At 72.0% G+C, this 25,750-nt stretch carries 27 protein-coding genes; 14 read left to right on the forward strand and 13 right to left on the reverse strand.

Going from position 1 to position 25,750, the window contains the following annotated elements:
• Nucleotides 1-481: 481 nt before the first annotated feature.
• Both DJ010_RS09245 and DJ010_RS09250 read right to left on the reverse strand, forming a co-directional pair.
• The gene (locus DJ010_RS09245; protein WP_109693380.1) at nucleotides 482-1,444 is read right to left on the reverse strand and encodes a TIGR03557 family F420-dependent LLM class oxidoreductase; all 963 of its coding nucleotides are present in this window, start codon (nucleotides 1,442-1,444) and stop codon (nucleotides 482-484) included.
• A complete protein-coding gene (locus DJ010_RS09250) occupies nucleotides 1,441-3,243 on the reverse strand; it encodes a thiamine pyrophosphate-requiring protein (protein WP_109693381.1) in 1,803 nt (600 codons plus the stop codon). The genes DJ010_RS09245 and DJ010_RS09250 overlap by 4 nt, the downstream gene beginning before the upstream one ends.
• Before the next feature lie 60 nt (nucleotides 3,244-3,303).
• On the opposite strand from DJ010_RS09250, the gene DJ010_RS09255 reads away from it, so the two are divergent.
• The 5 genes from DJ010_RS09255 (at nucleotide 3,304) to DJ010_RS09275 (ending at nucleotide 8,101) form a co-directional block, all read left to right on the forward strand.
• Nucleotides 3,304-3,708 carry a hypothetical protein gene (locus DJ010_RS09255; RefSeq protein WP_109693382.1) on the forward strand — a complete coding sequence of 135 codons (405 nt, stop codon included), beginning with the start codon at nucleotides 3,304-3,306 and terminating at the stop codon, nucleotides 3,706-3,708.
• Between the two features lie 89 nt (nucleotides 3,709-3,797).
• The gene (locus DJ010_RS09260; RefSeq protein ID WP_109693383.1) at nucleotides 3,798-4,472 is read left to right on the forward strand and encodes a DUF6766 family protein; all 675 of its coding nucleotides are present in this window, start codon (nucleotides 3,798-3,800) and stop codon (nucleotides 4,470-4,472) included.
• Between the two features lies 1 nt (nucleotide 4,473).
• Nucleotides 4,474-6,816: a molybdopterin oxidoreductase family protein gene (locus DJ010_RS09265; RefSeq protein ID WP_109693384.1), complete on the forward strand. Its 2,343-nt coding sequence runs from the start codon at nucleotides 4,474-4,476 to the stop codon at nucleotides 6,814-6,816.
• Nucleotide 6,817: 1 nt separating this feature from the next.
• Nucleotides 6,818-7,282 carry a hypothetical protein gene (locus tag DJ010_RS09270; protein ID WP_109693385.1) on the forward strand — a complete coding sequence of 155 codons (465 nt, stop codon included), beginning with the start codon at nucleotides 6,818-6,820 and terminating at the stop codon, nucleotides 7,280-7,282.
• Between the two features lie 192 nt (nucleotides 7,283-7,474).
• Entirely contained in the window at nucleotides 7,475-8,101 is a 627-nt protein-coding gene (locus DJ010_RS09275) for an ANTAR domain-containing protein (RefSeq protein ID WP_109693386.1), read from the forward strand.
• Nucleotides 8,102-8,117: 16 nt separating this feature from the next.
• Here the strand turns inward: DJ010_RS09275 and DJ010_RS22045 are convergent, their stop codons facing one another.
• Entirely contained in the window at nucleotides 8,118-8,267 is a 150-nt protein-coding gene (locus DJ010_RS22045) for a hypothetical protein (protein WP_158282981.1), read from the reverse strand.
• A 90-nt stretch (nucleotides 8,268-8,357) separates the two neighbouring features.
• Here DJ010_RS22045 and DJ010_RS09280 point away from each other — a divergent pair, with 90 nt between their 5' ends.
• Genes DJ010_RS09280 through DJ010_RS09290 form a run of 3 tightly spaced genes read left to right on the forward strand, consistent with a single transcriptional unit; the run spans nucleotide 8,358 to nucleotide 10,365 of the window.
• Nucleotides 8,358-9,344 carry an iron-containing redox enzyme family protein gene (locus DJ010_RS09280; protein ID WP_109693387.1) on the forward strand — a complete coding sequence of 329 codons (987 nt, stop codon included), beginning with the start codon at nucleotides 8,358-8,360 and terminating at the stop codon, nucleotides 9,342-9,344.
• A complete protein-coding gene (locus DJ010_RS09285) occupies nucleotides 9,341-9,541 on the forward strand; it encodes a CDGSH iron-sulfur domain-containing protein (RefSeq protein ID WP_109693388.1) in 201 nt (66 codons plus the stop codon). Before DJ010_RS09280 ends, DJ010_RS09285 begins: the two co-directional genes overlap by 4 nt.
• A complete protein-coding gene (locus DJ010_RS09290) occupies nucleotides 9,538-10,365 on the forward strand; it encodes a DUF72 domain-containing protein (protein WP_109693389.1) in 828 nt (275 codons plus the stop codon). The genes DJ010_RS09285 and DJ010_RS09290 overlap by 4 nt, the downstream gene beginning before the upstream one ends.
• Here DJ010_RS09290 and DJ010_RS09295 read toward each other — a convergent pair.
• The 4 genes from DJ010_RS09295 to DJ010_RS09310 are packed head-to-tail and all read right to left on the reverse strand — an operon-like array spanning nucleotide 10,343 to nucleotide 12,439.
• Nucleotides 10,343-10,627 carry a hypothetical protein gene (locus tag DJ010_RS09295; RefSeq protein WP_109693390.1) on the reverse strand — a complete coding sequence of 95 codons (285 nt, stop codon included), beginning with the start codon at nucleotides 10,625-10,627 and terminating at the stop codon, nucleotides 10,343-10,345. The genes DJ010_RS09290 and DJ010_RS09295 overlap by 23 nt on opposite strands.
• Nucleotides 10,624-11,877 carry an MFS transporter gene (locus tag DJ010_RS09300; RefSeq protein ID WP_245927390.1) on the reverse strand — a complete coding sequence of 418 codons (1,254 nt, stop codon included), beginning with the start codon at nucleotides 11,875-11,877 and terminating at the stop codon, nucleotides 10,624-10,626. The genes DJ010_RS09295 and DJ010_RS09300 overlap by 4 nt, the downstream gene beginning before the upstream one ends.
• Nucleotides 11,878-11,886: 9 nt before the next feature.
• Nucleotides 11,887-12,222, reverse strand: a complete 336-nt coding sequence (locus DJ010_RS09305) for a DUF3140 domain-containing protein (protein ID WP_245927391.1) — start codon at nucleotides 12,220-12,222, stop codon at nucleotides 11,887-11,889.
• Between the two features lie 4 nt (nucleotides 12,223-12,226).
• Complete coding sequence (locus DJ010_RS09310) at nucleotides 12,227-12,439, reverse strand: hypervirulence associated TUDOR domain-containing protein (protein ID WP_109693391.1); 213 nt, start codon at nucleotides 12,437-12,439, stop codon at nucleotides 12,227-12,229.
• A 60-nt stretch (nucleotides 12,440-12,499) separates the two neighbouring features.
• On the opposite strand from DJ010_RS09310, the gene DJ010_RS09315 reads away from it, so the two are divergent.
• Nucleotides 12,500-12,691, forward strand: a complete 192-nt coding sequence (locus DJ010_RS09315; RefSeq protein ID WP_109693392.1) for a hypothetical protein — start codon at nucleotides 12,500-12,502, stop codon at nucleotides 12,689-12,691.
• A 7-nt stretch (nucleotides 12,692-12,698) separates the two neighbouring features.
• Nucleotides 12,699-14,003 carry a cation:proton antiporter gene (locus tag DJ010_RS09320; protein WP_109693393.1) on the forward strand — a complete coding sequence of 435 codons (1,305 nt, stop codon included), beginning with the start codon at nucleotides 12,699-12,701 and terminating at the stop codon, nucleotides 14,001-14,003.
• Nucleotides 14,004-14,042: 39 nt separating this feature from the next.
• Here DJ010_RS09320 and DJ010_RS09325 read toward each other — a convergent pair whose 3' ends face one another.
• Both DJ010_RS09325 and DJ010_RS09330 read right to left on the reverse strand, forming a co-directional pair.
• Nucleotides 14,043-14,609 (reverse strand): type 1 glutamine amidotransferase domain-containing protein, encoded by a 567-nt coding sequence (locus DJ010_RS09325; RefSeq protein WP_109693524.1) that lies wholly within the window; start codon nucleotides 14,607-14,609, stop codon nucleotides 14,043-14,045.
• An 80-nt stretch (nucleotides 14,610-14,689) separates the two neighbouring features.
• Nucleotides 14,690-15,400, reverse strand: a complete 711-nt coding sequence (locus DJ010_RS09330) for a VOC family protein (RefSeq protein WP_109693394.1) — start codon at nucleotides 15,398-15,400, stop codon at nucleotides 14,690-14,692.
• Between the two features lie 127 nt (nucleotides 15,401-15,527).
• On the opposite strand from DJ010_RS09330, the gene DJ010_RS09335 reads away from it, so the two are divergent.
• On the forward strand, nucleotides 15,528-17,252 hold the full coding sequence (locus DJ010_RS09335) for a sodium:solute symporter family protein (protein WP_170124628.1): 1,725 nt from the start codon (nucleotides 15,528-15,530) through the stop codon (nucleotides 17,250-17,252).
• Between the two features lie 10 nt (nucleotides 17,253-17,262).
• A complete protein-coding gene (locus DJ010_RS09340) occupies nucleotides 17,263-17,553 on the forward strand; it encodes a hypothetical protein (RefSeq protein ID WP_109693396.1) in 291 nt (96 codons plus the stop codon).
• Between the two features lie 3 nt (nucleotides 17,554-17,556).
• Here the strand turns inward: DJ010_RS09340 and DJ010_RS09345 are convergent, their stop codons facing one another.
• Nucleotides 17,557-18,747 carry a sulfotransferase family protein gene (locus DJ010_RS09345; protein WP_109693397.1) on the reverse strand — a complete coding sequence of 397 codons (1,191 nt, stop codon included), beginning with the start codon at nucleotides 18,745-18,747 and terminating at the stop codon, nucleotides 17,557-17,559.
• Complete coding sequence (locus tag DJ010_RS09350; RefSeq protein WP_109693398.1) at nucleotides 18,744-19,358, reverse strand: acyl-CoA-like ligand-binding transcription factor; 615 nt, start codon at nucleotides 19,356-19,358, stop codon at nucleotides 18,744-18,746. The genes DJ010_RS09345 and DJ010_RS09350 overlap by 4 nt, the downstream gene beginning before the upstream one ends.
• A 58-nt stretch (nucleotides 19,359-19,416) precedes the next feature.
• Here DJ010_RS09350 and DJ010_RS09355 point away from each other — a divergent pair, with 58 nt between their 5' ends.
• The gene (locus tag DJ010_RS09355) at nucleotides 19,417-20,451 is read left to right on the forward strand and encodes a quinone oxidoreductase family protein (RefSeq protein WP_109693399.1); all 1,035 of its coding nucleotides are present in this window, start codon (nucleotides 19,417-19,419) and stop codon (nucleotides 20,449-20,451) included.
• A 67-nt stretch (nucleotides 20,452-20,518) separates the two neighbouring features.
• A complete protein-coding gene (locus tag DJ010_RS09360) occupies nucleotides 20,519-21,901 on the forward strand; it encodes an NAD(P)/FAD-dependent oxidoreductase (RefSeq protein WP_109693400.1) in 1,383 nt (460 codons plus the stop codon).
• Nucleotides 21,902-21,916: 15 nt separating this feature from the next.
• Here DJ010_RS09360 and DJ010_RS09365 read toward each other — a convergent pair whose 3' ends face one another.
• Together DJ010_RS09365 and DJ010_RS09370 are read right to left on the reverse strand one after the other, a co-directional pair.
• On the reverse strand, nucleotides 21,917-24,163 hold the full coding sequence (locus DJ010_RS09365) for a catalase (RefSeq protein ID WP_281271131.1): 2,247 nt from the start codon (nucleotides 24,161-24,163) through the stop codon (nucleotides 21,917-21,919).
• Nucleotides 24,164-24,298: 135 nt separating this feature from the next.
• Nucleotides 24,299-25,582, reverse strand: a complete 1,284-nt coding sequence (locus DJ010_RS09370; RefSeq protein WP_109693525.1) for an ArgE/DapE family deacylase — start codon at nucleotides 25,580-25,582, stop codon at nucleotides 24,299-24,301.
• Between the last annotated feature and the right edge of the window lie 168 nt (nucleotides 25,583-25,750).

The following is a 25,750-nucleotide window of genomic DNA, read 5'->3' on the forward strand; positions in this document are numbered from 1 at the left end:
CGACGGCCCCCAACCATGTGATTCGTCTCTATCGCTACGACCTACGGTCCCAAGCCGCGGACAGCTTGCGGCGTCTCGATACGCCCTCGCCTAGCGGCTCGGGCTACTCGACGACCGACAGGCGAGGGCTACTCGACGACCGGGAGGCGAGGGCTACTCGACGACCGGGAGGCCGCAAGCCGCGAACCCTCCGCGACCACTCGTCTTCCCGGTCGCAGCCGCAACCACAGCGAGCACCTCAGGCCTCCCGTCACCGGCGCAGGGCTAGGGGGAAAAGTCACGCGACCAACGACGGCGCCCAACCATGTAATTCGTCTAGATCGCTACCACCCACGGTCCCAAGGCCGCGGACAACTTGCGGCGTCTCGATACGCGCCTCGCGCAGAGCGCTCGGCGCTACTCGACGACCGAAGCGGGCTACTCGACGACCGACGTGGGCTACTCGACGACCAAAGCGGGCTGCTCGACGACCGGCCGCAGCTCAGCGGAGGGCGGGGAGGACCTTCTCGCCGTACGCCTTGATCATGTCGGCGTAGTGGGGGCCCATGTTGGCGACGTAGATCTCGTCGAAGCCGGCGCTGATGAAGGGCTTGAAGGCGTCGATGTGGCGGTCGGTGTCGGGGCCGCAGACGGTGCTCTCGCGGGTCGACTCCTCGGTGACGAGGGAGCTGGCCTGGGCGAAGTGCTGCGGGGACGGGAGGACCTGGGCGAGCTCGCCGGGGAGGCCCGCGTTGGCCCAGAGCCGGTGGGCGTGGCCGACGCCCTCGTCCTCGGTGGGCGCCCACGCGACCTTGTAGCCGCCGGCCAGCGGCTTGCCCGCACCGGAGTCACGGAACATGTCGACGACCTCGCCCTCGGGCGTCATCGTGATCAGGCCGTCGCCGATCCGGCAGGCCACCTCGGCGGCGCGGGGGCCGAAGGCGGAGACCCAGACCGGGGGCGGGTCGTCGCGGCGGGTGTAGATGCGGGCGTTCTCGACGGTGTAGTGGCGGCCGTGGTGCTGCACGGCCTCGCCCTTCCAGAGCTCGCGCATCACCTCGATCGCCTCCTCGAGCATCTCCAGCCGCACCTTCTCCGGCGGCCAGGCGTCGCCGAGGATGTGCTCGTTGAGGGCCTCGCCGGTGCCGACGCCGAGGCGGAACCGGCCGTCGAGCAGCACGTGGGAGGTCATGGCGGCCTGCGCGACGACGGCCGGGTGCATCCGGACGGTCGGGCAGGTGACGGCGGTGGTCACGGGGAGGCGCGTCACGCGGGAGAGGGCGCCGATCACCGACCAGACGAACGCGCTCTCGCCCTGCTCGTCGTTCCACGGGTGGTAGTGGTCGGAGATCCAGAGGCCTTCGAACCCGGCCTCCTCGGCGAGCACGGCCTGCTCGAGGAGCTCGTCGACGCCGTACTCCTCGCAGGACAGGAAGTAGCCGATCAACGGCTGACGGTCGGTCATGGTTGCTCCCTCGGGTCGGTGCGTTCGTGGTCGGCGTGCTGCTCGAGCAGGGCGGCGGCGTGGGCGCCGGCGTCGCCCTCCTGGGCGAGGCCGCGGTGGAAGGAGTCGAGCTTCTGCTCGCCGTCGGGGAACGGCGGCAGCAGCGGTACGTCGGGATCGACGACGGCCTCGACGAGCACCGGCCGGTCGGCCGTCAACGCCTCCTTCCAGGCCTGGTCGACGTCGCCGGGGTCGGCGACCCGGATGCCGGTGAGGCCGAGCAGCTCGGCGTACGCCGCGTAGGGGAAGTCGGGCAGCTCCTGGCTCTTGTCGAAGCGCGGGTCGCCCTCCATCTCCCGCTGCTCCCAGGTCACCTCGGCGAGGTCGCGGTTGTGCAGCACGAGTACGGCGAAGCGCGGGTCGGCCCAGTCGCGCCAGCGGCGGGCCACCGTCACCAGCTCGGCGAGGCCGGCCATCTGGAACGCGCCGTCGCCGCTGAGCACGACGACCGGCCGGTCCGGGTTCTCGAGCTTGGCGGCCAGGCCGTAGGGGATGCCGGCGCCCATGCAGGCCAGCGTCGAGCAGAGGTGGGCGGGCACGCCGTCGGGGAGCCGGAGGTGCCGGGCGTACCAGTAGGTCACCGAGCCCACGTCGACGGCGACCGCGGCGTCGGCGGGCAGGTGGTCGCTGAGCCGGTCCACCACGAGCTCGGGGTTGAGCGGCCGAGCCTCGACCTGGGTGCGCTGCCGCAGGATCGCGCGGCTGCGGGCGACCTGACCGGTCACCTCGTCGCGCCACGAGGAGTCGTCGCGGGGCGGGACCAGGTCGAGCAGCGCCTCCATCGTCGGACGGGCGTCGCCGTGCAGCCCGATCTCGACGGGATAGCGGTCGCCGATGCGGGACGGCTCGATGTCGATCTGTACGGCGCGCGCCTGGCCGGGCGCCGGGTAGAACTCGGTCCACGGGTCGTTGCTGCCGACGACGAGCAGGGCGTCGCAGCGCTCCATCAGCCAGGCCGAGGCGGGCGTCCCGAGGTGGCCCATCACCCCGCAGCTGAGCGGCGACTGCTCGTCCCACACCGGCTTGCCGAGCAGGCTGGTGGTCACGCCGGCGCCGAGCCGGTCGGCGAGCTCTGCCACGGCGTCGCGAGCACCGCGCCCGCCCTGTCCGAGCAGGACGGCGGGACGCTCGGCCGAGCGCAGCAGCGCGGCGGCGGCCTCGAGGTCGTCGCGGTCAGGCGTCACCCGCGCCCGGTTCCAGCCGGCGGAGGTCGTCACGACGCCGTGCTCGTGCGCCGGGCCGGGGTCCTCCTCCTTCTGGACGTCGTGCGGCAGCACGACGACGGCGGGCGTCCGTCCGGTGACGGCCACGCGGATCGCCCGGTCGACCACCATCCGCGCCGACTCCGCGGTCATCACGGTCTGCACGTAGCCGGCGACGTCGCGGAAGAGCAGCTGGAGGTCGGTCTCCTGCTGGTAGTCACTGCCGAGGACGCTCCGCTGCTGCTGCCCGACGATCGCCAGGACCGGCACGTGGTCGAGCTTGGCGTCGTAGAGGCCGTTGAGAAGGTGGACCGCGCCGGGTCCCTGGGTGCTGGTGACCACCCCGAGCCCACCGCCGTACTTCGCGGTGGCGACCGCCATGAACGCGGCGGCCTCCTCGTGCCGCGCCTGCACGAAGTCGATGCGCTCAGGGCCGTCGTCGGCCCTGCGGACCGCGCCCAGGAGGGCGTTGATGCCGTCGCCGGAGTAGCCGAACAGCCGTCGTACGCCGGCCGCGCGGAGCCGGTCGACCACCAGATCCGCCACCAGCCGAGCCATGGGAGTTCGCGTACCCGTTCCGGCCCGTTGCATCCCAGTGGGCCGGGTACCGACCCGGCCATGCGGGTGCCCCGATGGGTCGCGATCGGCGCCGCGCTCGTCGCTGGCATGGCGACGTCCGCGTGCGCCCAGTCGGGCGACCCGGCGATCGACCGTGCGCAGCACTTCTACGCGTCGGTCTCGCACAAGGACGGCGCCGCGGCGTGCGCGGACCTGGCCCCGGAGGCACGGAAGGCCCTCGAGCAACAGGAAGGGAAGCCGTGCGCCGAGGCGATCCTGAAGCAGGGCCTCCCGGACATGGTCGGTGAGGCCGACGTCCAGGTCTTCGGGTCGATGGCACAGGTGACCTTCCCCGACGAGACCGCGTTCCTGTCGCGGTACGGCGACGACTGGCTGCTGGTCGCGGTCGGTTGCGAGCCGGCCACGGGCGACGAGCCGCACGACTGCTCGGTGGAGGTGGGCTGAGTGCGAGCGATCTTCCTCGGCTACCTGACGGTCATCGCGCTCGGCCTGGCCTTCTTCCTCGCCATCGGTCTCGGGCGGTGGTGAGGGTCGTGCGCTCGGCACTCCGCAACCACTCGCTCGGCCTGTTCTTCGGCCTCCTCTTCCTGCTCAGCCTCGTCGGGCACGCCCTGGCGGGCTGGCAGGAGTTCAACGCCGTGCAGACCGCCGAGGGGTTCGGCACGCTCTCGCTGGGTCGCTACCTGGTCTCCTCCGACTTCGCAGTCGACGTCACCGAGAACTGGCAGAGCGAGTACCTCCAGTTCCTCCTCTACATCACCGCGACGGTGTGGTTCCTCCAACGCGGGTCGCCGGAGTCCAAGGAGCTGCACAAGGCCGGGCTGGAGTCCGACGAGGACCAGAAGGTCGGGAGGCACGCCGACGAGAGGTCGCCGCGCTGGGCCGCCGTCGGCGGCTTCCGTACGACGCTCTTCTCGTGGTCGCTCACACTCACGATGGGCACGATCTTCCTGCTGTCCTGGCTCGCGCAGTCGGTCGCCGGGAGGGTCGCCTACAACGAGACCAGGCTGGAGCGGTTCCAGGACCCGGTGAGCTGGACCTCCTACCTCACCAACGCCGACTTCTGGTCGCGCACGCTGCAGAACTGGCAGTCGGAGTTCCTCGCGGTCGGCTCGATGGCCGTGCTCGCCATCTACCTCCGTCAGCGCGGATCGCCGGAGAGCAAGCCGGTCGGTGAGGCGCACGACGCAACAGGGATCGAAGGCTGACATGACCACCGAACGCATCGACGACGTCTGGGGAGCACGCACCCCGCACCCGCGCGCGACGGCGTGGCCGACGAGGGTGGACCTCCACCTCGAGGACGGGGTGTCCGAGGCCGACGTCGACCGGTGGGTGCAGTCGGCCTGCCTGCTCTGCAGCAACGGCTGCGGGTGCGACATCGCCGTGAAGGACGGCCGCATGGTGGGCGTCCGCGGCAGGGAGACCGACCGGGTGAACCACGGCCGGCTCGGGCCGAAGGGCCTCTACGGCAGCACACCGTGGGCCTCCTCCCCCGACCGGCTGACCCGCCCGTTGGTGCGCGAGGGCGGACGGCTGGTCGAGACCGACTGGGACACCGCGATGGGCCGGATCGTCGAGCGGTCCCGGCAACTCCTCGACGAGGAGGGGCCGCTCACCCACGGCTTCTACACCAGCGGCCAACTCTTCCTCGAGGAGTACTACGTGCAGGCCGTCGTCGGGAAGGCCGGCATCGGCACGCCGCACATGGACGGCAACACCCGGCTCTGCACGGCCACCAGCGCCGCGGCGTTCAAGGAGTCCTTCGGCGCGGACGGCCAGCCCGGTTCCTACGAGGACATCGAGCACTGCGACGCGCTCTTCCTGTACGGCCACAACATGGCCGAGACCCAGACCGTGCTGTGGTCGCGGGTCCTCGACCGCACCCACGGCGACGACCCGCCGCGGGTCGTGTGCGTCGACCCGCGCCGGACCACGGTCGCCGCCGAGGCCGAGCGCACCGGAGGGGTGCATCTCCGGCCACGCGTCGGGACCAACCAGGCGCTGATGAACGCCCTCACCCGGGAGCTCATGGAGAACGGTTGGGTCGACGAGGCGTACGTCGCCACGCACACGATCGGCTTCGACGACCTGAGGAGCGTCGTGGCGCCGTATACCCCCGAGGAGGCCGAGCGGGTCTGCGGTGTCCCGGCCGACGACGTCCGGCGGGCGGCGCGGATCTTCGGTGAGGCCGAGGCGCCGCTGTCGACGGTGCTGCAGGGGTTCTACCAGTCCCACCAGGCGACGGCGGCGTCCGTCGCCGTGCACAACCTGCACCTGCTGCGCGGGATGATCGGGCGGCCGGGCGCCGGGGTGCTGCAGATGAACGGGCAGCCGACCGCGCAGAACAACCGCGAGTGCGGCGCCGACGGCGACCTCACCGGCTTCCGCAACTGGGACAACCCCGAGCACGTCCGACAGCTGGCGGACCAGTGGAACGTCGACCCGATGACCATCCCGCACTGGGCACCGCCGACGCACGTCATGCAGATGTTCTCCTACGCCGAGGCCGGCAGCATCGAGCTGCTCTGGATCTCCGCGACCAACCCCGCGGTGTCGATGCCGGAGTCCGCCCGGATCCGCCGGATCCTCTCCAAGCCCGAGGTCTTCGTGATCGTGCAGGACCTGTTCCTCACCGAGACCGCCGAGCTGGCCGACGTCGTGCTCCCGGCGGCGGGATGGGGCGAGAAGACCGGCTGCTTCACCAACGTCGACCGCACCGTGCACCTGTCCGAGCAGGCCGTCGACCCGCCCGGCGAGGCCCGCAGCGACCTCGACATCTTCGTGGCCTACGCCGACGCGATGGGCTTCGTCGACCGCGACGGCGCCCCGCTGGTCAAGTGGCGCACGCCGGAGCAGGTCTTCGAGGCGTGGAAGGAGTCGACCCGCGGCCGGCCGGTCGACTACACCGGCCTCACCTACGCCAAGCTGCGGGGCCCGTCGGGCATCCAGTGGCCGGTGAACGAGGAGCACCCCGACGGGACCGCCCGGCTCTACGCCGACGGCGTCTTCCCGAGCGACACCGACGTCTGCGAGACCTACGGCCACGACCTGGTGACCGGCGCGACCGTGACCGAGCAGGAGCACCGCGCGCTGGCGCCCGGGGGGCGGGCGTTCCTCAAGGGCGCGCCGTACCTGCCCCCGCACGAGGAGCCCGACGACGCCTATCCGCTGCGCTACACGACCGGCCGCAGCGTCTACCAGTTCCACACGCGCACCAAGACCGGCCGCTCGCGGCCGCTCGACGACGCCGCCCCGGACGCCTGGGTCGAGCTCGCGGCCGCGGACGCCGAGGCACGCGGCATCGCCGACGGCGACCGGGTCCGGGTCGAGTCGCCGCGCGGCGCCATCGAGGTGCGGGCGCGGATCGGTCGCGTCATGGAGGGCGCCGTCTTCGCGCCGTTCCACTACGGCCACTGGGACCCCGCCGGCACCGCCGAGGACGCGGACGCTCGGCAGGCCAACGAGCTGACGATGACCGTGTGGGACCCCGTCTCGAAGCAGCCCGTCTTCAAGACGGCGGCCTGCCAGGTCACCAGGATCGGAGGCTGACGTGCCGCACCTGTCCACCTACGTCGGCCTCGCCGACCACAGCGAGAAGACCTTGGCCGACTCCTTCCGCGCCGTCGCCGACGGGCACGCGCACGTCAGTGACGTGCACTTCACCTGCCTGACCCTCGCCGGCTGGAGCGATGACCACCGGCACCGGCTCGCGTCGGTCGTCGAGCGGTACGGCGAGGACACCGACATCGACGAGCCCGAGCGGCTCCACGCCGCGGGTCTGGCCGAGGTGCGCGAGGGCGAGGTCGGCCTGCTGCGCGACCTCCAGGACCTGCACGTCCTCGCCTCGCTCGTGCAGACCACCTGGACGGTGGTCGCCCAGGGCGCCCAGGGGCTGCGCGACACCGAGCTGCTCGAGGTGGCCCACCACTGCAACGCCGAGACCTCGCGGCAGCTGTCCTGGCTGAACACGAGGATGAAGGTCGCCGCGCCGCAGGCCCTGATCGTCAGCCCCTGACCGGGCCCGCGGGCGGCGGCCCTCGGATGGATCGGCCCCCGAAGCAGGTCGCTATCAACCTCGGGGGCCTCGACCGATCCATATCTGCAGCTACGGGCCGACCGTGCCGGGTGCGATACCCGGCCACCGCCGGAGCAGACCGGATCCCAGGATCCTGCGCGGCATTCGATCCGGGAGTGTCACACTGCCGGAATGAGCGAGCTCGATGGGGGTCTGACCGGCCGCTTCTCCTACGACGTGCGGTCGGACGCGTGGCACTGGGACACCGAGATCCACCGCATCCACGGCCTGCCCGCCGACATCGAGCCGACGACCTCCCACGTCCTCGGATCGGCGGCACCCGGCGACGCGAAGCGGGTCGAGGAGCTGCTCGAGAAGATGATCGAGACGACGGAGTCGTTCAGCGTCGCCTACCGCGTCAAGGCAGGCGACGGGAAGGAGCGCAACGTCCTGCTCGTGGGCGAGCGGGCGCTCTGCGCCGCGCCGGACAAGGTCAGCGTCATCGAGGGCTTCTTCGTCGACCTGACGCCCGACGTCGCCGAGGTGGTCGGCGAGGCCACCCACGCTGCGGTGGAGGCGAGCGCCGAGCACCGCGCCGTGATCGAGCAGGCCAAGGGCGCGCTGATGCTGGCCTACGGGTTCGACGAGGACGCCGCGTTCTCGATGCTGTCGTGGTGGTCGCGCAACCGGAACATCAAGGTGCGCGACCTGGCCACCGAGCTGATGCGGGCGAGCGAGGAGGGCGCCGCCAGCGGCCAGCAGTTCCGGACCCAGGTCGACCGGCTGCTGCACGACCTCACCGGCAACGACAGCCGATGAGCGCGGGGTCGTCCGTCTAGAAGACGCTCGCTAGCCGGTCCCGGCAGTCCTCGATCACGAGACCGCGGTCGAGCGCCTCGTCGACGTACGGCGCGAGGTCGGCAGGGACGTCCGGGCGCGCCACGTCGCGCTCACCCAGGAACCCCAGCAGGTCGTCGATGCCCATGGCAGGGGGATACCCGGGGGCACCCGAGTCGATACCGCTCATGCGCGCGCGGGAAGTGGGTAACTCCCGTCAGCGAGAGCGGAGGACGGCATGAACCTTCCCGAACCCCGGGGACAACTGAGCGGCCAGCTGGTGCGGGCACTGCGTGACGGCGCGCCTGTCACCGGCTCGACGACGAGCGGCAAGGAGGACCTGCAGCTGAGCCTGTGGGTCCTCTACGAGCTGCACTACCGCGGCTTCGACGAGGTCGACGACCGGCGCGAGTGGGACCCGGCGCTCATCGGCCTGCGCGCGGGGCTGGAGGAGCAGTTCGAGGCGGACCTGCGCGACGCCTGCGCACCGGTCGTCGCACTGGCCGGCGACTCCGACTGGGTCCCGACCCAGCTCGAGGACATCACGGCCTACGACAACGGCACCTCGCTGCCGCGCTTCCTCCAGCGGGAAGCCACCAGCGACCAGTACCTGGAGTTCCTCGTCCAGCGCAGCATCTACCACCTGAAGGAGAGCGACCCGCACGCGTTCGTCGTCCCCCGCCTCGCGGGTGCGGCGAAGGTCGCCCTCGCCGAGCTGCAGTACGACGAGTTCGGCGGCGGCCGCCCCGAGGCGCTGCACTCCCAGCTCTACGCCGATGCGTTGGAGGAGAGCGGGCTCGACCCGACCTACGGCGCCTACATCGACCGGGTGCCGGCGTACGCCCTCGCCGTCAACAACGCCATGTCGTTGTTCGGCCTCCACCGCCGGCTGCGCGGCGCGGCGATGGGCCACCTCGCGGCGTTCGAGATGACCAGCTCGCTGCCCTGCCGGCGCTACCTGCAGGGCGCGGAGCGCCTGGACCTGCCGCAGGCGGTCCGCCACTACTTCGACGAGCACGTCGAGGCCGACGCGGTGCACGAGCACATCGCGGCGCGCGACATCTGTGGCTCGCTGGTCGAGGCCGACCCCCCCCTGCGCGAGGACGTCCTCTTCGGCGCCGCGGCCTGCGTCCACCTCGACGCCGTCGCCGGTGAGAAGATGATCGACGCGTGGATGCGCGACAGCTCCACCCTCCTGCCCGAGCTGGGGAGGGAGGTCGCATGAGCGAGTGCCGGGTGACCCAGATCCCGGGTGGGCCGAAGATCGTCCGCGGTGCCGACGTGATCCACGACGACGAGGGCAACGAGCACCGGGTCGAGCGGCCCGTCGTCGCCGTGTGCGCGTGCGGGTTGACCCAGCGCGCACCGTGGTGCGACGCCACCCACAAGGTCGGTCAGAGCAGCAAGGTCGCGCAGGCTTGAACCGGATCCGCGTCGGGCTCTCAGGGTGGGACTACCCCCGCTGGCAGGGGGACTTCTACCCGCGGGGGCTCGCTGCGCGGAAGCGGCTCGGCTATGTCGCCGAGCACTTCGACACCGTCGAGGTCAACGGCTCGTTCTACTCGCTGCAGCGGCCCACGACCTACCAGCGGTGGTACGACGACACGCCGCCCGGCTTCGAGCTGGCGCTCAAGGGCGGGCGGTTCATCACCCACCTCAAACGGCTGCGTGGCGTCGAGCAGGGGCTGGCGAACTTCTTCGCCTCGGGTCCGTTGGTCCTCGCCGAGAAGCTGGGTCCGATCCTGTGGCAGCTGCCCGCCGCGATCGCGTTCGACGCGGACCTGATCGACGACTTCCTCGGCCGGCTGCCGCGGACCACCGGCGCGATGGCGGAACTGGCCGAGCGGCACGACGACCGGCTCCGCGGTCGGGCGGCGACCGAGGCGCTGGTCGACCGTCCGGTGCGGCACGCGCTCGAGGTCCGGCACCCCTCGTTCGACGACCCTCGCTTCTGGGACCTGCTGTCCCGGCACGACGTGGCCAACGTGGTGTCCGACAGCCCGACCTGGCCGATGTTCGAGCAGCAGACGACCGACCTGGTCTACGCCCGGCTGCACGGGCACACCGAGCTCTACACGAGCGGCTACAGCTCGGGGTCGTTGGACGCCTGGGCCGACCGCTGCACCCGGTGGGCCGATGCCGGCCCGGTGCACGTGTACTTCGACAACGACGCGAAGGGCCGGGCGCCGCACGACGCGCTCGGGCTGCTCCGCCGCCTGCAGGTCAGTCCGGCTGCTCGGGCGTGACCGTGCGGGGCACCCGGTCGCGGAGCCAGGTCGTGGTCCCGGCCGGCAGGCCCTTCAGCTTGGGCCGCTCGTTCACGGGCACCACCAGGAGCGCCGCGCCGTCGGCGACCGCCCACTTGATCTCGTGGTAGACCCGCGACAGCCCCTCGTCGCTCTCGACCAGCACCAGCCCGTCGGCCAGCGGCCGCAGCTCGAGCCAGGGCCCGGGCAGGTCCGCGGGGACCGGCTCGGAGCACCAGGCGAGGTAGACGGAGGAGCTCACGGGAGTGAGGTACCCCGCTGCCGCTCGTTGACCAGCTGGTCCTCGACGTGCTGGTCCCTGGCGACCAGCAGTGCGGTCCCGGCCAGCAGGACCGTGAGGCCGAGGAGGAACAGCAACGGGACGTCCCACCCGTCGGTCCGGTCGTGCAGGACCCCCACGACGAACGGCCCCGGCGCTGCGAGCAGGTAGCCGATCGACTGCGTGAACCCCGACAGCGCGGCGGTCCCCTCGGCACTTCGTGAGCGCAGACCGATCTGGGCCAGCACCAGCGGGAAGATCGACGTCCCGGCTCCGACGAACGCCGCCCAGAGCCAGGTCGCGGTGCCGGGCGTGAGGAGCAGCCCGGTGTACCCGATCGCGTAGCACGACAGCAGCGCGATCAGCAGCACGGTGTGGTTGTGCATCCGCCCCGCCGCGTAGGGCACGAGGAAGGACAACGGGATCGAGATCCCGGTCACCAGTCCCAGCAGCAGGCCGGCCTGCGCCGCGGTGTAGCCGGAGTCGCGGAACAGCAGCGCGAACCACCCGAAGATGATGTAGGCCTGCGTCGACTGCAGGGCGAAGGTGGTCGCCATCGCCCAGCCCAGGCGGGTGCGCGCGATGTCGAGGAGTCCCACGCTGCGGCGCTGCCGGCCCAGGGTGGCGTCGTGTCGCAGGAGCCCCAGCCACGGGACCGCCGCGACCAGCGCCGTCGCGGCCCACGCCGCGAGCCCCCAGCGCCACGACCCGCCGGCGTCCGAGAGCGGCACGGTCAGTGCGGACGACGAGGTGAGGCCGACCGCGAGCGCCGTCGTGTAGAGCGAGGTGAACAACCCCACCCGGTCCGGGAAGTGCAGCTTCACCAGGGACGGCAGCACGACGTTGCCCGCAGCCATACCGGCCAGGGCGAGCAGTGAGAGGACCAGGAACAGCGGCACCGAGTCGACCAGCGCGCGAAGCCCCAGACCGACGACGACTCCGACCAGCGACAGCAGCGTCAGGCGGTGGACACCGACCTTGCCGGCCAGCCACGGGGCGGCACCGCCGAACAGGGCGAACGCCAGGACCGGCAGGCTGGTGAGGACTCCCACCGCGACGGGCGACATCCCCAGCTGGGTCCGCACCTCGTCGAGCACGGGGCCCACGCTGACCGCCGCCGGGCGCAGGTTGAAGCCGAGCACGACGATCCCGACGACCAGGAGGACGCGTTGCCCCCGCGTGCCGGCGATGGCTTGAGCCTCGTCGACGACCTGCGAGGCCCGTTCCACCACTCCGCGATCCTACTTCTGCGGGTCGTGGCCCCAGTTCATGAGGGAGTAGCGCCACTTGGAGTCCGCGACGTCGCCGGACGGACGCTGGGCGAGGTGGCGGTGGACATAGCCGACGACCTTGCGCATGTGCGCCGCGTCGGCGTCGGTGAGGTCGTCCTTCTTCGTCCGCAGGATCTCCACGATCCGCCGTCCGGACTTGTGCCCGGTCGACTCGCCCTCACCGCCGGTGTCGCCCACCGACTGCGACTCCTCGGTCTCGAGGAAGTCCTCGATCTCCTTCGGCGCCATGTTGACGGCGTCCTGCCAGTCGTCCCACACCTCGGCGACGGCGTCCTGGGTGGCCACGGGATCAGCCCTTCTTCGTGAGCGCGGACGGCTTGTGCACGGCCTCGCCGCCGCTCTTGTCGCTGCGCACGAGGTACTGCGGCTCGTCCTTGCTCGCCCGCACGGTGCGACCGGCGAGCTCGGTGTCCTCGGTGACCTTGCGGACGACCTCGCCCTCCGCCGTGCCTCCGTGGCTCTGCCAGGTCACCCGGTCGCCCTTCTTGAAGCTCTTGGTCATCCCTTTGCGATACCCCCGGGCGGCGTGGCTATCCACCTCCGCGCTGGGTACCTCAGCGACATGAGCGAGAAGAAGGACGAGCAGGAGGGCCAGGTCTCCGAGGTGTCGGCGATGGAGGGCGACGAGGCGGACACCCCGATCGTGGACGGCGACGCCACTTCCGGCTACCCCGACAGCGAGAGCGGCGACGCACAGGAGCCCGGCGAGTCGGGACCCAACGCGGACCCGCACCGCGACATCAAGCCAAACTGAGGACCGGATGAAGGCCGACCTGGTCTACCTGATCGCCGGGATCGGCCTGCTGCTGGCGGTGGTGCTGCCGGCGCTGCTCCAGCGTTCGGCGGCCTCGCCGCCGATCGTGCTCGTCTCGGTCGGCATGCTGATCGGGCTGACGCCGCTGCCGGACGGAGCGCCCCTCGACCCGATCCAGAACCACCTGCTCGTCGAGCACCTCACCGAGGTCACCGTGATCGTGGCGCTGATGGGCGTCGGGCTCGCGCTCGACCGGCCGCTGGAGGTACGACGCCTCGCGACCTGGCGCACGTGGGGCCCCACCTGGCGGATGCTCGGGATCGCGATGCCGCTGTGCATCGCCGCCGTCGCGGTGCTCGGGCACGCCCTCGGCCTCGGCCTGGCGGCTGCGCTGCTGGTCGGAGCCGTCCTGGCGCCGACCGACCCGGTGCTCGCCTCGGACGTGCAGGTGGCCGGTCCCCGCACCGGCGACCACGAGGTCGACGAGCCGGACGAGGTGCGGTTCACGCTGACCAGCGAGGCCGGGCTCAACGACGGGCTCGCGTTCCCGTTCGTCTACGCGGCGATCCTCCTGGCCGGCGCCGGCGCCTTCCCGTGGGGTGAGTGGCTGGGCTGGTACGTCGTCGGCAAGATCGTCATTGGGATCCTGGCCGGCATCGCGGTCGGCCGGGCTCTCGCCTGGGTGGCTTTCCGGGCCCCGCGCCCGTCGTTGCGGGTGGCCGAGCGCGGCGAGGCGCTCACCGCCGTGGCGGCGCTGGTGACGGCCTACGGCCTGACCGAGGTCCTGGGCGGCTACGGGTTCCTCGCCGTCTTCGCCTGCGCGATGACGTTCCGGTCCGCGGAGCGGTCGCACGACTACCACGAGGCGATGCACGAGGTGACCGAGCGGCTCGAGCGGCTGCTGACGCTGATCGTGCTGCTGGCCCTCGGCGTCGCGCTCACCCGCGGGGTGTTCGACCACCTCGACTGGCGCGGCGTGCTGGTCGGGCTCGGGCTGATCCTCGTGATCCGCCCGATCGCCGGGATCGTCGCGATGGCCGGCTCGAAGTCACGGCTCACCGGTGGCCAGCGGGTCGCCATCGCCTTCTTCGGCGTCCGCGGCATCGGCTCGATCTACTACCTGGCCTACGCGACCGGGCACGCCGACGACCTGGTCACGGAGTGGATGTGGTCGACGATCGCGTTCACGGTCGTCGCCTCGGTCGTCCTGCACGGCGTGCTCGCGACGCCGGTCATGCGCAGGATCGGCGACGACGGCCGCGACGACAGTCGCGACAACGACCGCGACGACGACCGCGACCCCGTGGGCTGAGGAGCTCCCCGGGGCCGCGGTGGCGCGGACCGGTCGGGCTCAGGCCCGGACGGCGTCCTGCGCAGCTCCGGCGTTGTCCGGGCCGTGGTCGACGGCCTCGAGCAGCGCCCCGATGAAGGCGGGCAGGTCGTCGGGCTTCCGGCTGGTGACGAGGTTGCCGTCGGCGACGACCCGCTCGTCGACCCAGTTGGCGCCGGCGTTCGTCAGGTCGGTGCGCAGGCTCGGCCAGGACGTGAGCGTGCGGTCGCGGACGACGTCGGCCTCGATGAGGGTCCACGGCGCGTGGCAGATCGCGGCGACCGGCTTGCCCGACGCGAGGAAGTCGCGGACGAAGCCGACCGCCTTCTCGTCGGTGCGCAGCTGGTCGGGGTTCGCGACGCCTCCGGGCAGCACGAGCGCGTCGTACTCGTCGAGCGAGGCGTCGGCCACGACGGCGTCGACGTCGAACGTGTCGGCCTTGTCCAGGTGGTCGAAGGTCTGCACCTGTCCGCTCTCGGTGCTCAGCAGGACCGGGCGGTGGCCGGCGTCCTTGACGGCGTCCCAGGGCTCGGTCAGCTCCACCCGCTCGGTGCCCTCGGTGGCGACGAGGAATGCGATGGACTTCATCAGGCGGTCTCCTTCGGTCTTGGTGTCGACCAGGGCGGTGCCCGGTGCCGGCGATCGCACACGGGCCCTGCCGCCGGAGATCAGGCCGGGAGCACCCGGAGCTCGTTGCCGTCGGGGTCGGCGAGCTTCACCACCTCGCCGGCGCCGGCCCTGCCGAGCTCGGTCGCACCCAGCGCGAGCAGCTCGGATACGGCGGCGTCGAGGTCGTCGGCCGTCAGGTCGAAGCGCTGCGGGTTGCGCCCGCGCTTGGGTTCGTACGGCGGGCCGCCCCACGCGAGCTTGGTGCCGCCCGCTGGTGACTGGATCGCGGTCTCCCCGTCCTGGTCCCAGACCAGCGGCCAGCCGAGCGCGGCACTCCAGAACCGTCCGACCTCGGGACTGCCGTCGCAGGCGACCTCGCCCAACGGGCCGCAGCCTGCGAGGAACGTGCTGTCCGGCGGGATCACGCACAACGCGTTGCCCTCCGGGTCGGCGAGCACGACGTGGCGCTCCTCCGGCAGCTGCCCGACGTCGAGGTGCCGGCCGCCGAGGTCGAGCACCCGCTGGACGACCTCGTCCTGCCCTTCCGCGCCGTCGCTGGTGAGGTGCAGGTGCAGGTCGCGCTCGCCGGGCGGCGCAGCCGGCCCGGCGACGAACCGCAGGCCTACCTGCCGGTCATCGCCCGGCAGCAGCACGCCGCGTTCCGGCCCGCGCCCGGTCTTGGCGGTGCGGCCGAGCACCCCGCCCCAGAACGCCGCCAGCTGCTCGGGGTCGCGGGCGTCGTACGTCACCGCCACGAGTCGCAAAGGCATCCCTGCACGCTAGGTGTCCCTCCGGCCGGGTCGCCACCGAGATTCCGCCCGCGCGCCCGGGGAGGTATGCAACGGGCGACCGGCGGGCACTGACAGGCACGTGACCGCTCCGAACGGCCAGGTCACCGTGCTGGCCACGACGCTGATCGATGCCGATCCCGTCGACTACCTGATCCTCGCGACGTACTTCGTCTTCGTGCTCGGCATCGGCCTGATGGCCCGGCGGCACGTGTCCGACTCCGTCGACTTCTTCCTCTCGGGGCGCTCGCTTCCCGCGTGGGTGACCGGCCTGGCGTTCATCTCCGCCAACCTCGGCGCCGTCGAGATCATGGGGATGTCGGCCTCGGGCGCCGAGTTCGGGCTGCCGACCGTGCACTACTTCTGGGTCGGCGCGATCCCGGCGATGCTGTTCCTCGGCGTCGTGATGATGCCGTTCTACTACGGCTCGAAGGTGCGGTCGGTCCCGGAGTTCATGCTGCGCCGGTTCGGCCCGGGGGCGCACCTGGTCAACTCGATCTCGTTCGCTCTGGCGCAGCTGCTCATCGCCGGCGTCAACCTCTACCTGCTCGGAACGATCGTCCACGCGCTGCTCGGCTGGCCGCTGTGGGTCGCGCTGATCGTCGCCGCCGCGGTCGTGCTGTCCTACATCACGCTGGGCGGGCTCTCGGCCGCGATCTACAACGAGGTGCTGCAGTTCTTCGTGATCGTGGCGGCGCTGCTGCCGCTCACCCTGCTCGGGCTCCACCGGGTCGGCGGCTGGGACGGGCTCACCGACAAGATCACCGCCGCGGCGAACGACGGCGCGGGGCCCCCGGCCGAGCAGCAGCTCGAGTCGTGGCCCGGCCAGGCGCTCTCCGGGTTCGACTCCTCGATCCTCTCGGTGATCGGCATCGTCTTCGGCCTCGGCTTCGTGCTGTCCTTCGGCTACTGGACGACGAACTTCGTCGAGGTGCAGCGCGCGATGGCCTCCGACTCCATCTCCTCGGCCCGGAAGACACCGGTGATCGGCGCCTTCCCGAAGATGTTCATCCCGTTCATCACGATCATCCCCGGCATGATCGCCGCGGTCCTCGTGACCGAGATGGCCGACCTCAAGGCCGGCGGCGCACCGAAGGGCGGCGCGTCCGGCGACGGCGTCGCCTACAACGACGCGCTGCTCTACCTGATGCGCGACCTGCTGCCCAACGGCCTGCTGGGCCTGGCGATCACCGGCCTGCTGGCCGCGTTCATGGCCGGCATGGCGGCCAACGTGTCGGCGTTCAACACCGTCTTCAGCTACGACCTGTGGCAGGACTACGTCGTCAAGGACCGCGACGACGACTACTACCTGAAGGTCGGACGGATCGCGACGGTGGCGGCAACCGGCGTCGCGATCCTGACCGCGTCCATCGCCGGCAACTTCTCCAACGTCATGACCTACCTGCAGACGTTGTTCGGCTTCTTCAACGCCCCGCTCTTCGCGACCTTCATCCTCGGCATGTTCTGGCGCCGGATGACGCCGACCGCCGGGTGGATGGGCCTGGTCGCGGGTACGGCGTCCGCGGTGCTGGTCGCCTTCCTCAGCGAGGACGGCTTCGGGTCGCTCAGCACCGGCGTGATCCCCGTCAGCGGCCAGGGGGCGGCGTTCATCGCGGCGTCGACCGCTTTCGTCGTCGACATCGCGCTCAGCATCGCGGTGTCGCTGGTGACGAAGCCGAAGCCGGTCAAGGAGCTCGCGGGGCTGGTCTACTCCGAGACCCCGAAGGAGCAGCGCACCGACCCCGACGAGGCGTCGTACCCCTGGTACCGCCGGACCGTCCCGCTCGCCGGCCTGGCCCTGGTCATGGTCACCGTGCTGAACGTGATCTTCTGAGGAGACAGGAATGACAACGGACGCAGGCCACGCAGACGACACCGGCACCGGCAGGAAGCGGACCGCCGGGGCCCTCGACGTGCGCAGCATCATCGGCTTCCTGCTGACGATCTACGGCGTGATCCTCCTGCTGCTCGGCCTGTTCGCGAGCACCGAGCCGGCCTCGCCCGACGCCCCGAGCGGCGGCGGCGACGTCAACGCGAACCTGTGGGCCGGGCTGGCGCTGCTGGTCGTCGGCGGCGGGTTCCTGCTGTGGTGGCGGCTCCGGCCGATCGTGGTCCCCCAGGACTCCGACCGGTAGCGGTCAGCCGAGCGGCTCCGACTCGATGTCGAAGTACTCCTGGTAGGCCCGCACCCGTTCCCGCAGCTCGCCCTCGTCGAGCCCGGTGTCGGCGAACGTGTAGCGCTTGAGGCTGCCGGCCTGGTCGCCCGGGTGGGCGGCGAGGAACGCGCGCATCCGTGACTCGGCCTCGGCGGTGAGCTCGAACCCGAGCCGGTCGTAGATCCGGGCGACGGCGGCGATCAGGTCGTGCCGGATGTCCTGGTAGCGGATGTCGATGACGCGTCCGGTGTCGAACACCCCGTCGGCGCGGGCCTGGAGGGCGCGGTCGAGACCCACGACGATGTCCTCGCCGTACTGCTGAGCCAGCCGGGTCACCTCGAAGTGGTCGGTCGTCATCTCCCGCAGGCTGGCGCCGAGGGCGCTGATCGAGGCGATCACCTTGAGCGGGTCGCGGTGGTTCTGGATGACGATGGCGTCGGGGTAGGTCGCCATCAGGTCGGGCAGGCACCACAGGTGCGCCGGCGACTTCAGCAGCCAGCGCTCGCCGTGGTGCTCGGACTGCAGGTGCTGGAGGAACCGGCGGTGATAGGCGTAGGCCTCGCCCATGTCGGCCTCGTGCAGCAGCCAGCGGTTGTAGGTCGGCACCTCGAACTGCAGCGCGTGCTGCATCGACTTGAAGTCGCCGGTGAAGATCCGCACGTCCTCCTGCGCCAGCCGGGCGCCCAGCTCGTGGAACGCCGCGAAGCCCGGGATGAAGGAGTCGACGAGGTCGAACTGCGCCTGGCACTCCTCGATCCGCGGGTCGGTGTCGTAGGTCTCGGTCCGCGGGGCGGGCACCGGCCGCTCGACCTCCCAGCTGAGCGGCGCCCGGTTCGCCGGGTCCTGGGCCATCAGGTCGAGCAGGATCGTCGTGCCGGTGCGAGGCTGGCCGACGATGATGACCGGCTGCCGGACCTCCTGCTCGGCGACGGCGGGGTGCTCCTTGCGCCAGGCCTCGATGCGGAGCCGGTTGGCCAGGTCGGCGACCACACCGTCCTCAGCGACGCCGACGCCGATCTCGTTGAGCTGGGCGTGCTCCTCGAGGTCGGCGAGGTAGATCTCGAGACCCGTGCGCCAGGTGTCGGCGCCGAAGTCGTCGGCGCCCGCGGCCGCGACGGCGGCCTCGACGAGGCGGTCGGCACGCTGGGTGGCGGTCTCACGGAGCTGGGTCATGGGTTCCTCCTGGGTACGTCGATCGCGGCGAGGTGGTCCTGGATGAGCCGGGGCAGGTCGCCGGCGCCGTCGTCGGTCAGCCACGCGTCGACGGCGAGCCGCCACGCGGCCATCGTGATCGCGCCGACCAGGCGCGGGCGGGGGTCGCCGGGCACGAGATCGTCGAAGCGGCGCGCCACCGAGGCGGCGATGGCGACCTCCCAGTCGACGTAGAGGTGGAGCGTCCACGCCATCAGCGCGGGCGAGGACCAGCTCAGGCGCGCCTGCTCGAGGAACATCGCGCGCTGCGCCTCGAAGTCCTCACCCAGCCGGGCGGAGGCGCGTCGTACGGCGTCCAGCGGGCCGACCTCGTCCGGGATCTCCTCGAGGATCCCCACCAGCACGAAGATCGCCGCGCCCGAGAGACCGGCGGCGATCGCGAGCTCCTTGGACTCGAAGTGCCGGAAGAAGGTCGCTCGACCGATGCCCGCGGCGGCGGCGATGTCGTCGACCGTCGTCCTCTCGATCCCGCGCTCGCCGACGAGCCGCGCGGCGGCGTCGGCGATGGCCTGGCGGGTGCGGATCCGGTTGAGCTCCCGGCGTCCCCGTGGCTCTGGTGCGGCTTCGGTCATGGTGGTACAAAATGATACAGAGTATCAACTTCTGTTGTCTATGATCCAAGGAGGTCCGGTGCGAGCACTGCAGGTGACCCGGCACGGCGACCCGCTCGACGTGCTGGCGGTGGTCGACGTCGAGCCGCCGACGCCCGGACCGGGAGAGGTGCTGGTGCGGGTCGCGACCGGTGCGCTCAACAACGGCGACGTCCAGCGCTGCCTGGGTGGCCTGGTCACGATGGGCAAGGAGCCGCCGTACACCCTGGGCATGGACGTGTGCGGCACGGTCGAGGCGGCCGGCGAGGGTGCCGAGGCGTGGGTCGGGCAGCGGGTCGTCGCCGTCGGCAAGGACGCCTTCGGCGGGCTGGCCGAGCTCGCGCTCGCTCCGGCCGCGGGGGTGTTCGCGGCCCCGCCCGAGCTCGGCGACGAGGAGGCCGGCGGCTTCCTGCTGCCGTTCCACACCGCCTACCTCGCGCTGGTCGTGCGCGCGGCCCTGCAACCGGGCGAGACGCTGCTGGTGACGTCGGGGGCGAGCGGTGTCGGCTCGGCGCTCGTCCAGGTCGGCGTCGCGGCCGGCGCGCGGGTGCTGGCGACGGCGAGCTCGCCGGAGAAGGCCGAGCTGTGCCGGGCGCTGGGCGCCGAGCAGGTCCTCGACCCCGACCCCGCCTCGCTGCCCGAGGCCGTGCTCACCGCCACCGACGACGCGGGCGCCGACGTGGTCGCCGACCTGGTCGGCGGCGAGCTGACCGGTCGGTTGTGGACGTGCACGGCACGCGAGGGCCGCTACCTGCCGCTCGGCTTCACCGGCGACCCGGAGGCCGGCATGTCCGGTCACCCGCTGCGGATGGTCGGCATCGGCAACTTCTCCGTCGTCGGCGTGCTGTCGGCCTGGGTCGAGCACGTCGACCCGATGCTGCGGCGCTTCGGGCTCCATCCCTTCCTCCGCGAGACCGGGGACCAGGTGCACGCCGCCCTGCTGGAGTGGGTCGCCGCCGGCACCGTCCGGCCGCACGTCGGTCGCGTCGTGTCGCTCGAGGAGGCGCCCGCCGCCCTCGCCGACCACCAGCACCGCCGCTCCATCGGTCGCACGGTGGTCCGCATCGCCCGCTGAGCGCGCGCCGCCCTTGCCTGACCGCGGGCCACCGGACAGGCTTGGGCGGCATGCGGGCGGGCCCGGGATGAGCGACGTCGTCAACGGCGGGGTCTCCCTGTGGTGGCAGCAGCTGGGGTCACCGGGCGTCACCCGTCCGCCGCTGCCGGGGTCCACTGCGGCCGACGTGTGCATCGTCGGCGGCGGCTTCACCGGCCTCTGGACGGCCTACTACCTCAAACGGGCCCAGCCCGACCTCCGGATCGTCGTGCTGGAGGGCCGGTTCGTCGGGTTCGGGGCCTCGGGGCGCAACGGCGGCTGGCTGACGAACTCGGTCACCGGCGGGCGGGAGCGCTACGCGCGCAGCCATGGCCGCAACGCGGCGATCGCCCAGCAGCGCGCGCTGAACGCCACCGTCGACGAGGTCATCGCCGTCACCCGGGACGAGGGCATCGACGCCGACATCGTCAAGGGCGGCGAGCTCGACGTGGCGCGGAGCGAGCCCCAGCTGGCCCGGCTGCGGGCCTCGGTCGCCGCCGAGGCGGAGTGGCCGGCAACGGACCTCCAGCTCCTCGACGCGGCGGAGACCGCCGCGCGCGTCGACATCGCCGGCGCCCTCGGCGGCTCGTGGCACCCCCACTGCGCGCGGATCCACCCGGCCAAGCTCGTGGTCGGGCTCGCGGCAGCGGCCGAGCGGCTGGGCGTCGTCGTCCACGAGGACACCCCGGTCGAGGAGATCGGTCCCGGACGGGCGCGCACCGCGCGCGGCGTGGTGCGTGCCGACCACGTCCTCCGCGCGACCGAGGGCTTCACCGCCCGCATCCGGAGCGAGCACCGCACCTGGCTGCCGATGAACTCCTCGATGGTCGCGACCGCGCCCATCCCGGCCGAGCTCTGGGAGCGCCTCGGCTGGCAGGGCCGCGAGACGCTCGGCGACCTGGCGCACGTCTACATGTACGCCCAGCGCACCGCCGACGACCGGATCGCGTTCGGCGGTCGCGGCGTGCCCTACCGCTACGGGTCCCGGGTGGACGCCGACGGTCGCACCCAGGACCGCACGATCGAGAGCCTCACCCGGCTGCTTCGCGCGTTCTTCCCGGCTCTCGCCGACGTTCCGATCACCCACGCGTGGTCGGGCGTCCTCGGCGTTCCCCGCGACTGGTCGTCCACCGTCACCCTCGACCGCGCCACCGGCCTCGGCCATGCCGGCGGCTACGTCGGCACCGGGGTCACCGCCACCAACCTCGCCGGGCGCACCCTGGCCGACCTCGTGCTCGGCCGTGACACCGAGATCACCCGGCTGCCCTGGGTCGGCCACCGCGCCCGCCGGTGGGAGGTCGAGCCCCTGCGCTGGCTCGCGGTGCAGGGGATCTACGGCGCCTACCGGGCCGCCGACCGCGCCGAGGGCAAGGGGCGTACGACGACCTCACCCCTCGCCCGCGTCGCGAACCTCATCTCCGGCCAGCACTGAACCGGCGGCCCCGGCTCAGCCGACGACCGTCCGCTCCCAGACCCGGTGGCTGCGCAGCAGCACCTCGACCTCCGCGAGCACGTCGCTGCCCTTGGTCCCGGTGACGACCCCGGTCACGTCGACCGGCACGCCGGCGGCGGCGAGTGCCTCGATCCCGCTGCCCCAGGCGCCGATGGCCTTGGCGTGCCGATAGCACTCCTCGAGCATCAACCGGACCCGCGGGTCGAGCGGTGCGAGTGGCTCGTCCGCCTTCGCGTCGCGCACCGGGAACGCGTCGGGCGCCGGCGCCGGGCAGCCGGCCACGAGCACGGCGTCCAGCTCGACCGAGCGACCCGCGGCGAAGGTGCGCTGCACGACCGTGCCGTTCGACAGCTTGCCGCCGTGCGGCCCGATCACGAACGCCACCATGTCGTGGTCGGTGATCGCGTCGACCAGGTCGTCCACGCCGTCCAGGTCGCCGTCGTCGGCCACGACGATGCCGATGATCCGCCCGTCGGTCGGCCACTCCTGGCCGAGCTGCGAGAGCGCCGGGCTGGCCTCGACGACCGGCAGCGCCTCCTCGGCTGTCGGGGCCGGCAGCCCGAGCCCGGTGGCGACCTCGGCGCACAGCTCGGGGTCGATCCGTGCGAGCGCCAGGAGCTGCCGCTCCCGGATCGCCTGCTCGTAGCAGCGCGACAGCTCGAACGTGTAGGCGTTGATGATGTGCTGCTTCTCCACCGGCGTCATGCTCAGCCAGAACAGGCGGACCTGGCTGAAGTGGTCGGCGAACGACACCGGCACGTCCCGCTCCTTGACCGACTCCGCGACCCGCACCGGCACGTCGACGAAGGCGCCGTCGCGCGGGCCCGAGGCGTGGAAGGGGCAGCCGCCGTCGAGCGAGTTCGGCTTGTACGGCGCGACGCCGGCGTGCACCGCGTGCTGGTGGAAGCCGTCGCGGAACATGTCGTTGACCGGCGCGTGGGGCCGGTTGATCGGGATCTGGTTGAAGTTCGGTCCCGCCAGCCGGGTGAGCTGCGTGTCGACGTACGAGAACAGCCGGGTCTGCAGCAGCGGGTCGTTGGTGACGTCGATGCCCGGCACCAGGTTGCCGACGTGGAACGCGATCTGCTCGGTCTCGGCGAAGAAGTTCGTCGTGTTGCCGGTCAGCGTCAGCAGCCCGATCGGCTGCACCGGGGCCAGCTCCTCCGGGACGATCTTGGTCGGGTCGAGCAGGTCGATGCCCTGGAACGTCTCGTCCGCGGTGTCCTCGAAGACCTGCACGCCCAGCTCCCACTGCGGGTAGGCGCCGGACTCGATGGCGTCGGCGAGGTCGCGGCGGTGGAAGTCGGGGTCGATGCCGCCGATCAGCTGCGCCTCCTCCCAGGTGAGGGAGTGGACGCCGAGCTTGGGCTTCCAGTGGAACTTCACCAGCGCGGTCTCGCCCTGCTGGTTGACCGTCCGGAAGGTGTGGACCCCGAAACCCTCCATCGTCCGGTAGGACCGCGGGATCCCCCGGTCGGACATGTTCCACATCGTGTGGTGCTGGGCCTCGGTGTGGAGGGACACGAAGTCCCAGAACGTGTCGTGCGCGCTCTGGGCCTGCGGGATCTCCCGGTCCGGGTGCGGCTTGCCGGCGTGGACGATGTCGGGGAACTTGATGCCGTCCTGGACGAAGAACACCGGGATGTTGTTGGCCACCAGGTCGAAGTTGCCCTCGTCGGTGTAGAACTTCGTGGCGAAGCCGCGGGTGTCGCGCACGGTGTCGGCGGACCCGCGCGACCCCAGCACGGTCGAGAACCGCACGAAGACGGGCGTCTCCTTGCCGCGGGCGAGGAACCCGGCCCGGCAGATCGGCTTGGCGTTGCCGTAGCCGACGAAGACGCCGTGCGCGCCCGACCCGCGCGCGTGCACGACCCGCTCCGGGATCCGCTCGTGGTCGAAGTGGGTGATCTTCTCGCGGAGGTGGTGGTCCTGCAGCAACGTCGGACCGCGGTCGCCGGCCTTGAGCGAGTGGTCGGTGTCGCGGAGCCGCGCACCGGTGGAGGTCGTGAGGAACTTGCCCTGCTGCGCGACCTGGTCGCGCGTCACCAGGGTCTCCGCGCCCGTCGGCGTACGACGGTCCGGGCCGGTCTGGTCCGGCTTCGGCGGCAGCGGCTCGATCGGCTTGGTCGGCTCGGCCACCTTCGGCGGCTTCGCTGCCGGCACCCCCGGCGCCCGTGGGGTGTCGAGCCCGGCGACCTTCTCCAAAGCCACCTCGGCGGCCTGCGTCACAGCGCTGCGCACTGCGTTCTTCACTACTCGTGCGGTCCTGCCGGCGTCCGCCATCTTCGCTCCCTCGATCGGCTCGTTACCCAGACCGGGCGGATACCCGGGCAGGGGCGGCCCATCCGGGCAAGGAGCGACCGGAACCGGAGAGGCTCAGAAGTGGGCGCCGCAGCGGCGTGCGGCCAGCACGGCGAGCGAGCGGGTGCAGCGGACCATCTCGTCGATGTCGACCTGCTCCCGCGGCCCGTGGGCGAACCGCACGTCCCCCGGGCCGTAGTGCAGGGTCGGGATGCGGCCGATGCCGGCGTACAGCCGCAAGTCGCTGCCGTACGGCGCCGCGGCCAGCGCGGTGTCGCGGCCCTCGACGGACCGGATCGCCTCGGCCACCTGGTCGACGAGCGGGTCGCTGGTCGCGATCCGACCGGGGCCGAACTGACCGCCGGTCCAGGCGACCTCGACGGGGTGGTCGCGCAGCCACGGGTCGGTCGCGCACACCGCGGCGACCTCCGCCTCGAGCTCGGCGCGGGCGGCCTCGGGCGTCTCGTCGATCTGCACGCCGAGGCGGCCCTCGGCGACGAGCAGGTCGGGCACGCTGGAGGCCCAGTCGCCCGTGCGCACGGTGCCGATCGAGATCGGGTAGGGCAGCGGGTTGCCGTCGAAGAGCGGGTCCGGCCACCGGTTGCGCCGCGCCTCGAGCTTGCCGATCGCGGCGTACACCGGCAGGAACGCGTCGAACGCGCTGACGCCGACGTGCTTGGAGCTGCCGTGCGTCGCGCGGCCGCGGACCCGGAGCTCGAAGGTGAGTGCGCCGGCGTTCGCGACGACCACGTTGCCGCTGGTGGGCTCGGTGATCACCGCCGCCTCGCCGGTGTGGCCGCGCAGCATCGTCGCGAAAGCACCGAGCCCGCCGTCCTCCTCGCTGATCACGGCGTGCACCGCGAAGGCGCGTTCGAGCCGCACCCCGGAGGCGACGAGGGCGCGGGCCACGGCGAGATTGGTGGCCACCCCCGCCTTCATGTCGCAGGCGCCGCGACCGTGCACGGCGTTGCCGCGCACGGCGCCGCCGAACGGGTCGCGGTCGGGCCACTGCTCCAGGTCCCCGGTCGGTACGACGTCGACGTGCCCCTGCAGCACGAGGGCGGGCGTGCCGTCGCCGAGCACCCCGACGACGCCGTACCCCTCGGTGCGGGGCGCCTCGGTCCCCGGGTGGTCGGGGTGGTCGGCGAGCCGGTCGAGGTCGAGCTGCCAGTGATCGACGGCGAACCCGAGGTCGGCGAGCTCCCGCGCGTGGCGCTGCTGGAGGTCGGACTCCGCGTCGGTGCCCGTCACGCTCGGGACCCGGATGAGCGCGACCAGCTCATCGACGAGCGCCTGCTCGTCGATCGCCTCGAGCACGCGCGCCTCGACGCGGGTGAGCGCCTCGTCCGGGCGCGCCATGGTGGTCACCGCGGGAACCTACGGGGTGGGTGCCCTCCGGCGGAATAGCTCGAATTGACCCATCCGCCTGGTCATTCGGTTACCAGTGTTCTCCGGCGGAGGCTGGCACGGACGGCCCGGCCCTGACCGCGGGCTCAGGGACTCCTGGGACCAAGGTCCCGGGCACCT

The organism is Nocardioides silvaticus (assembly GCF_003160695.1).
Classification (GTDB): Bacteria; Actinomycetota; Actinomycetes; order Propionibacteriales; family Nocardioidaceae; genus Nocardioides; species Nocardioides silvaticus.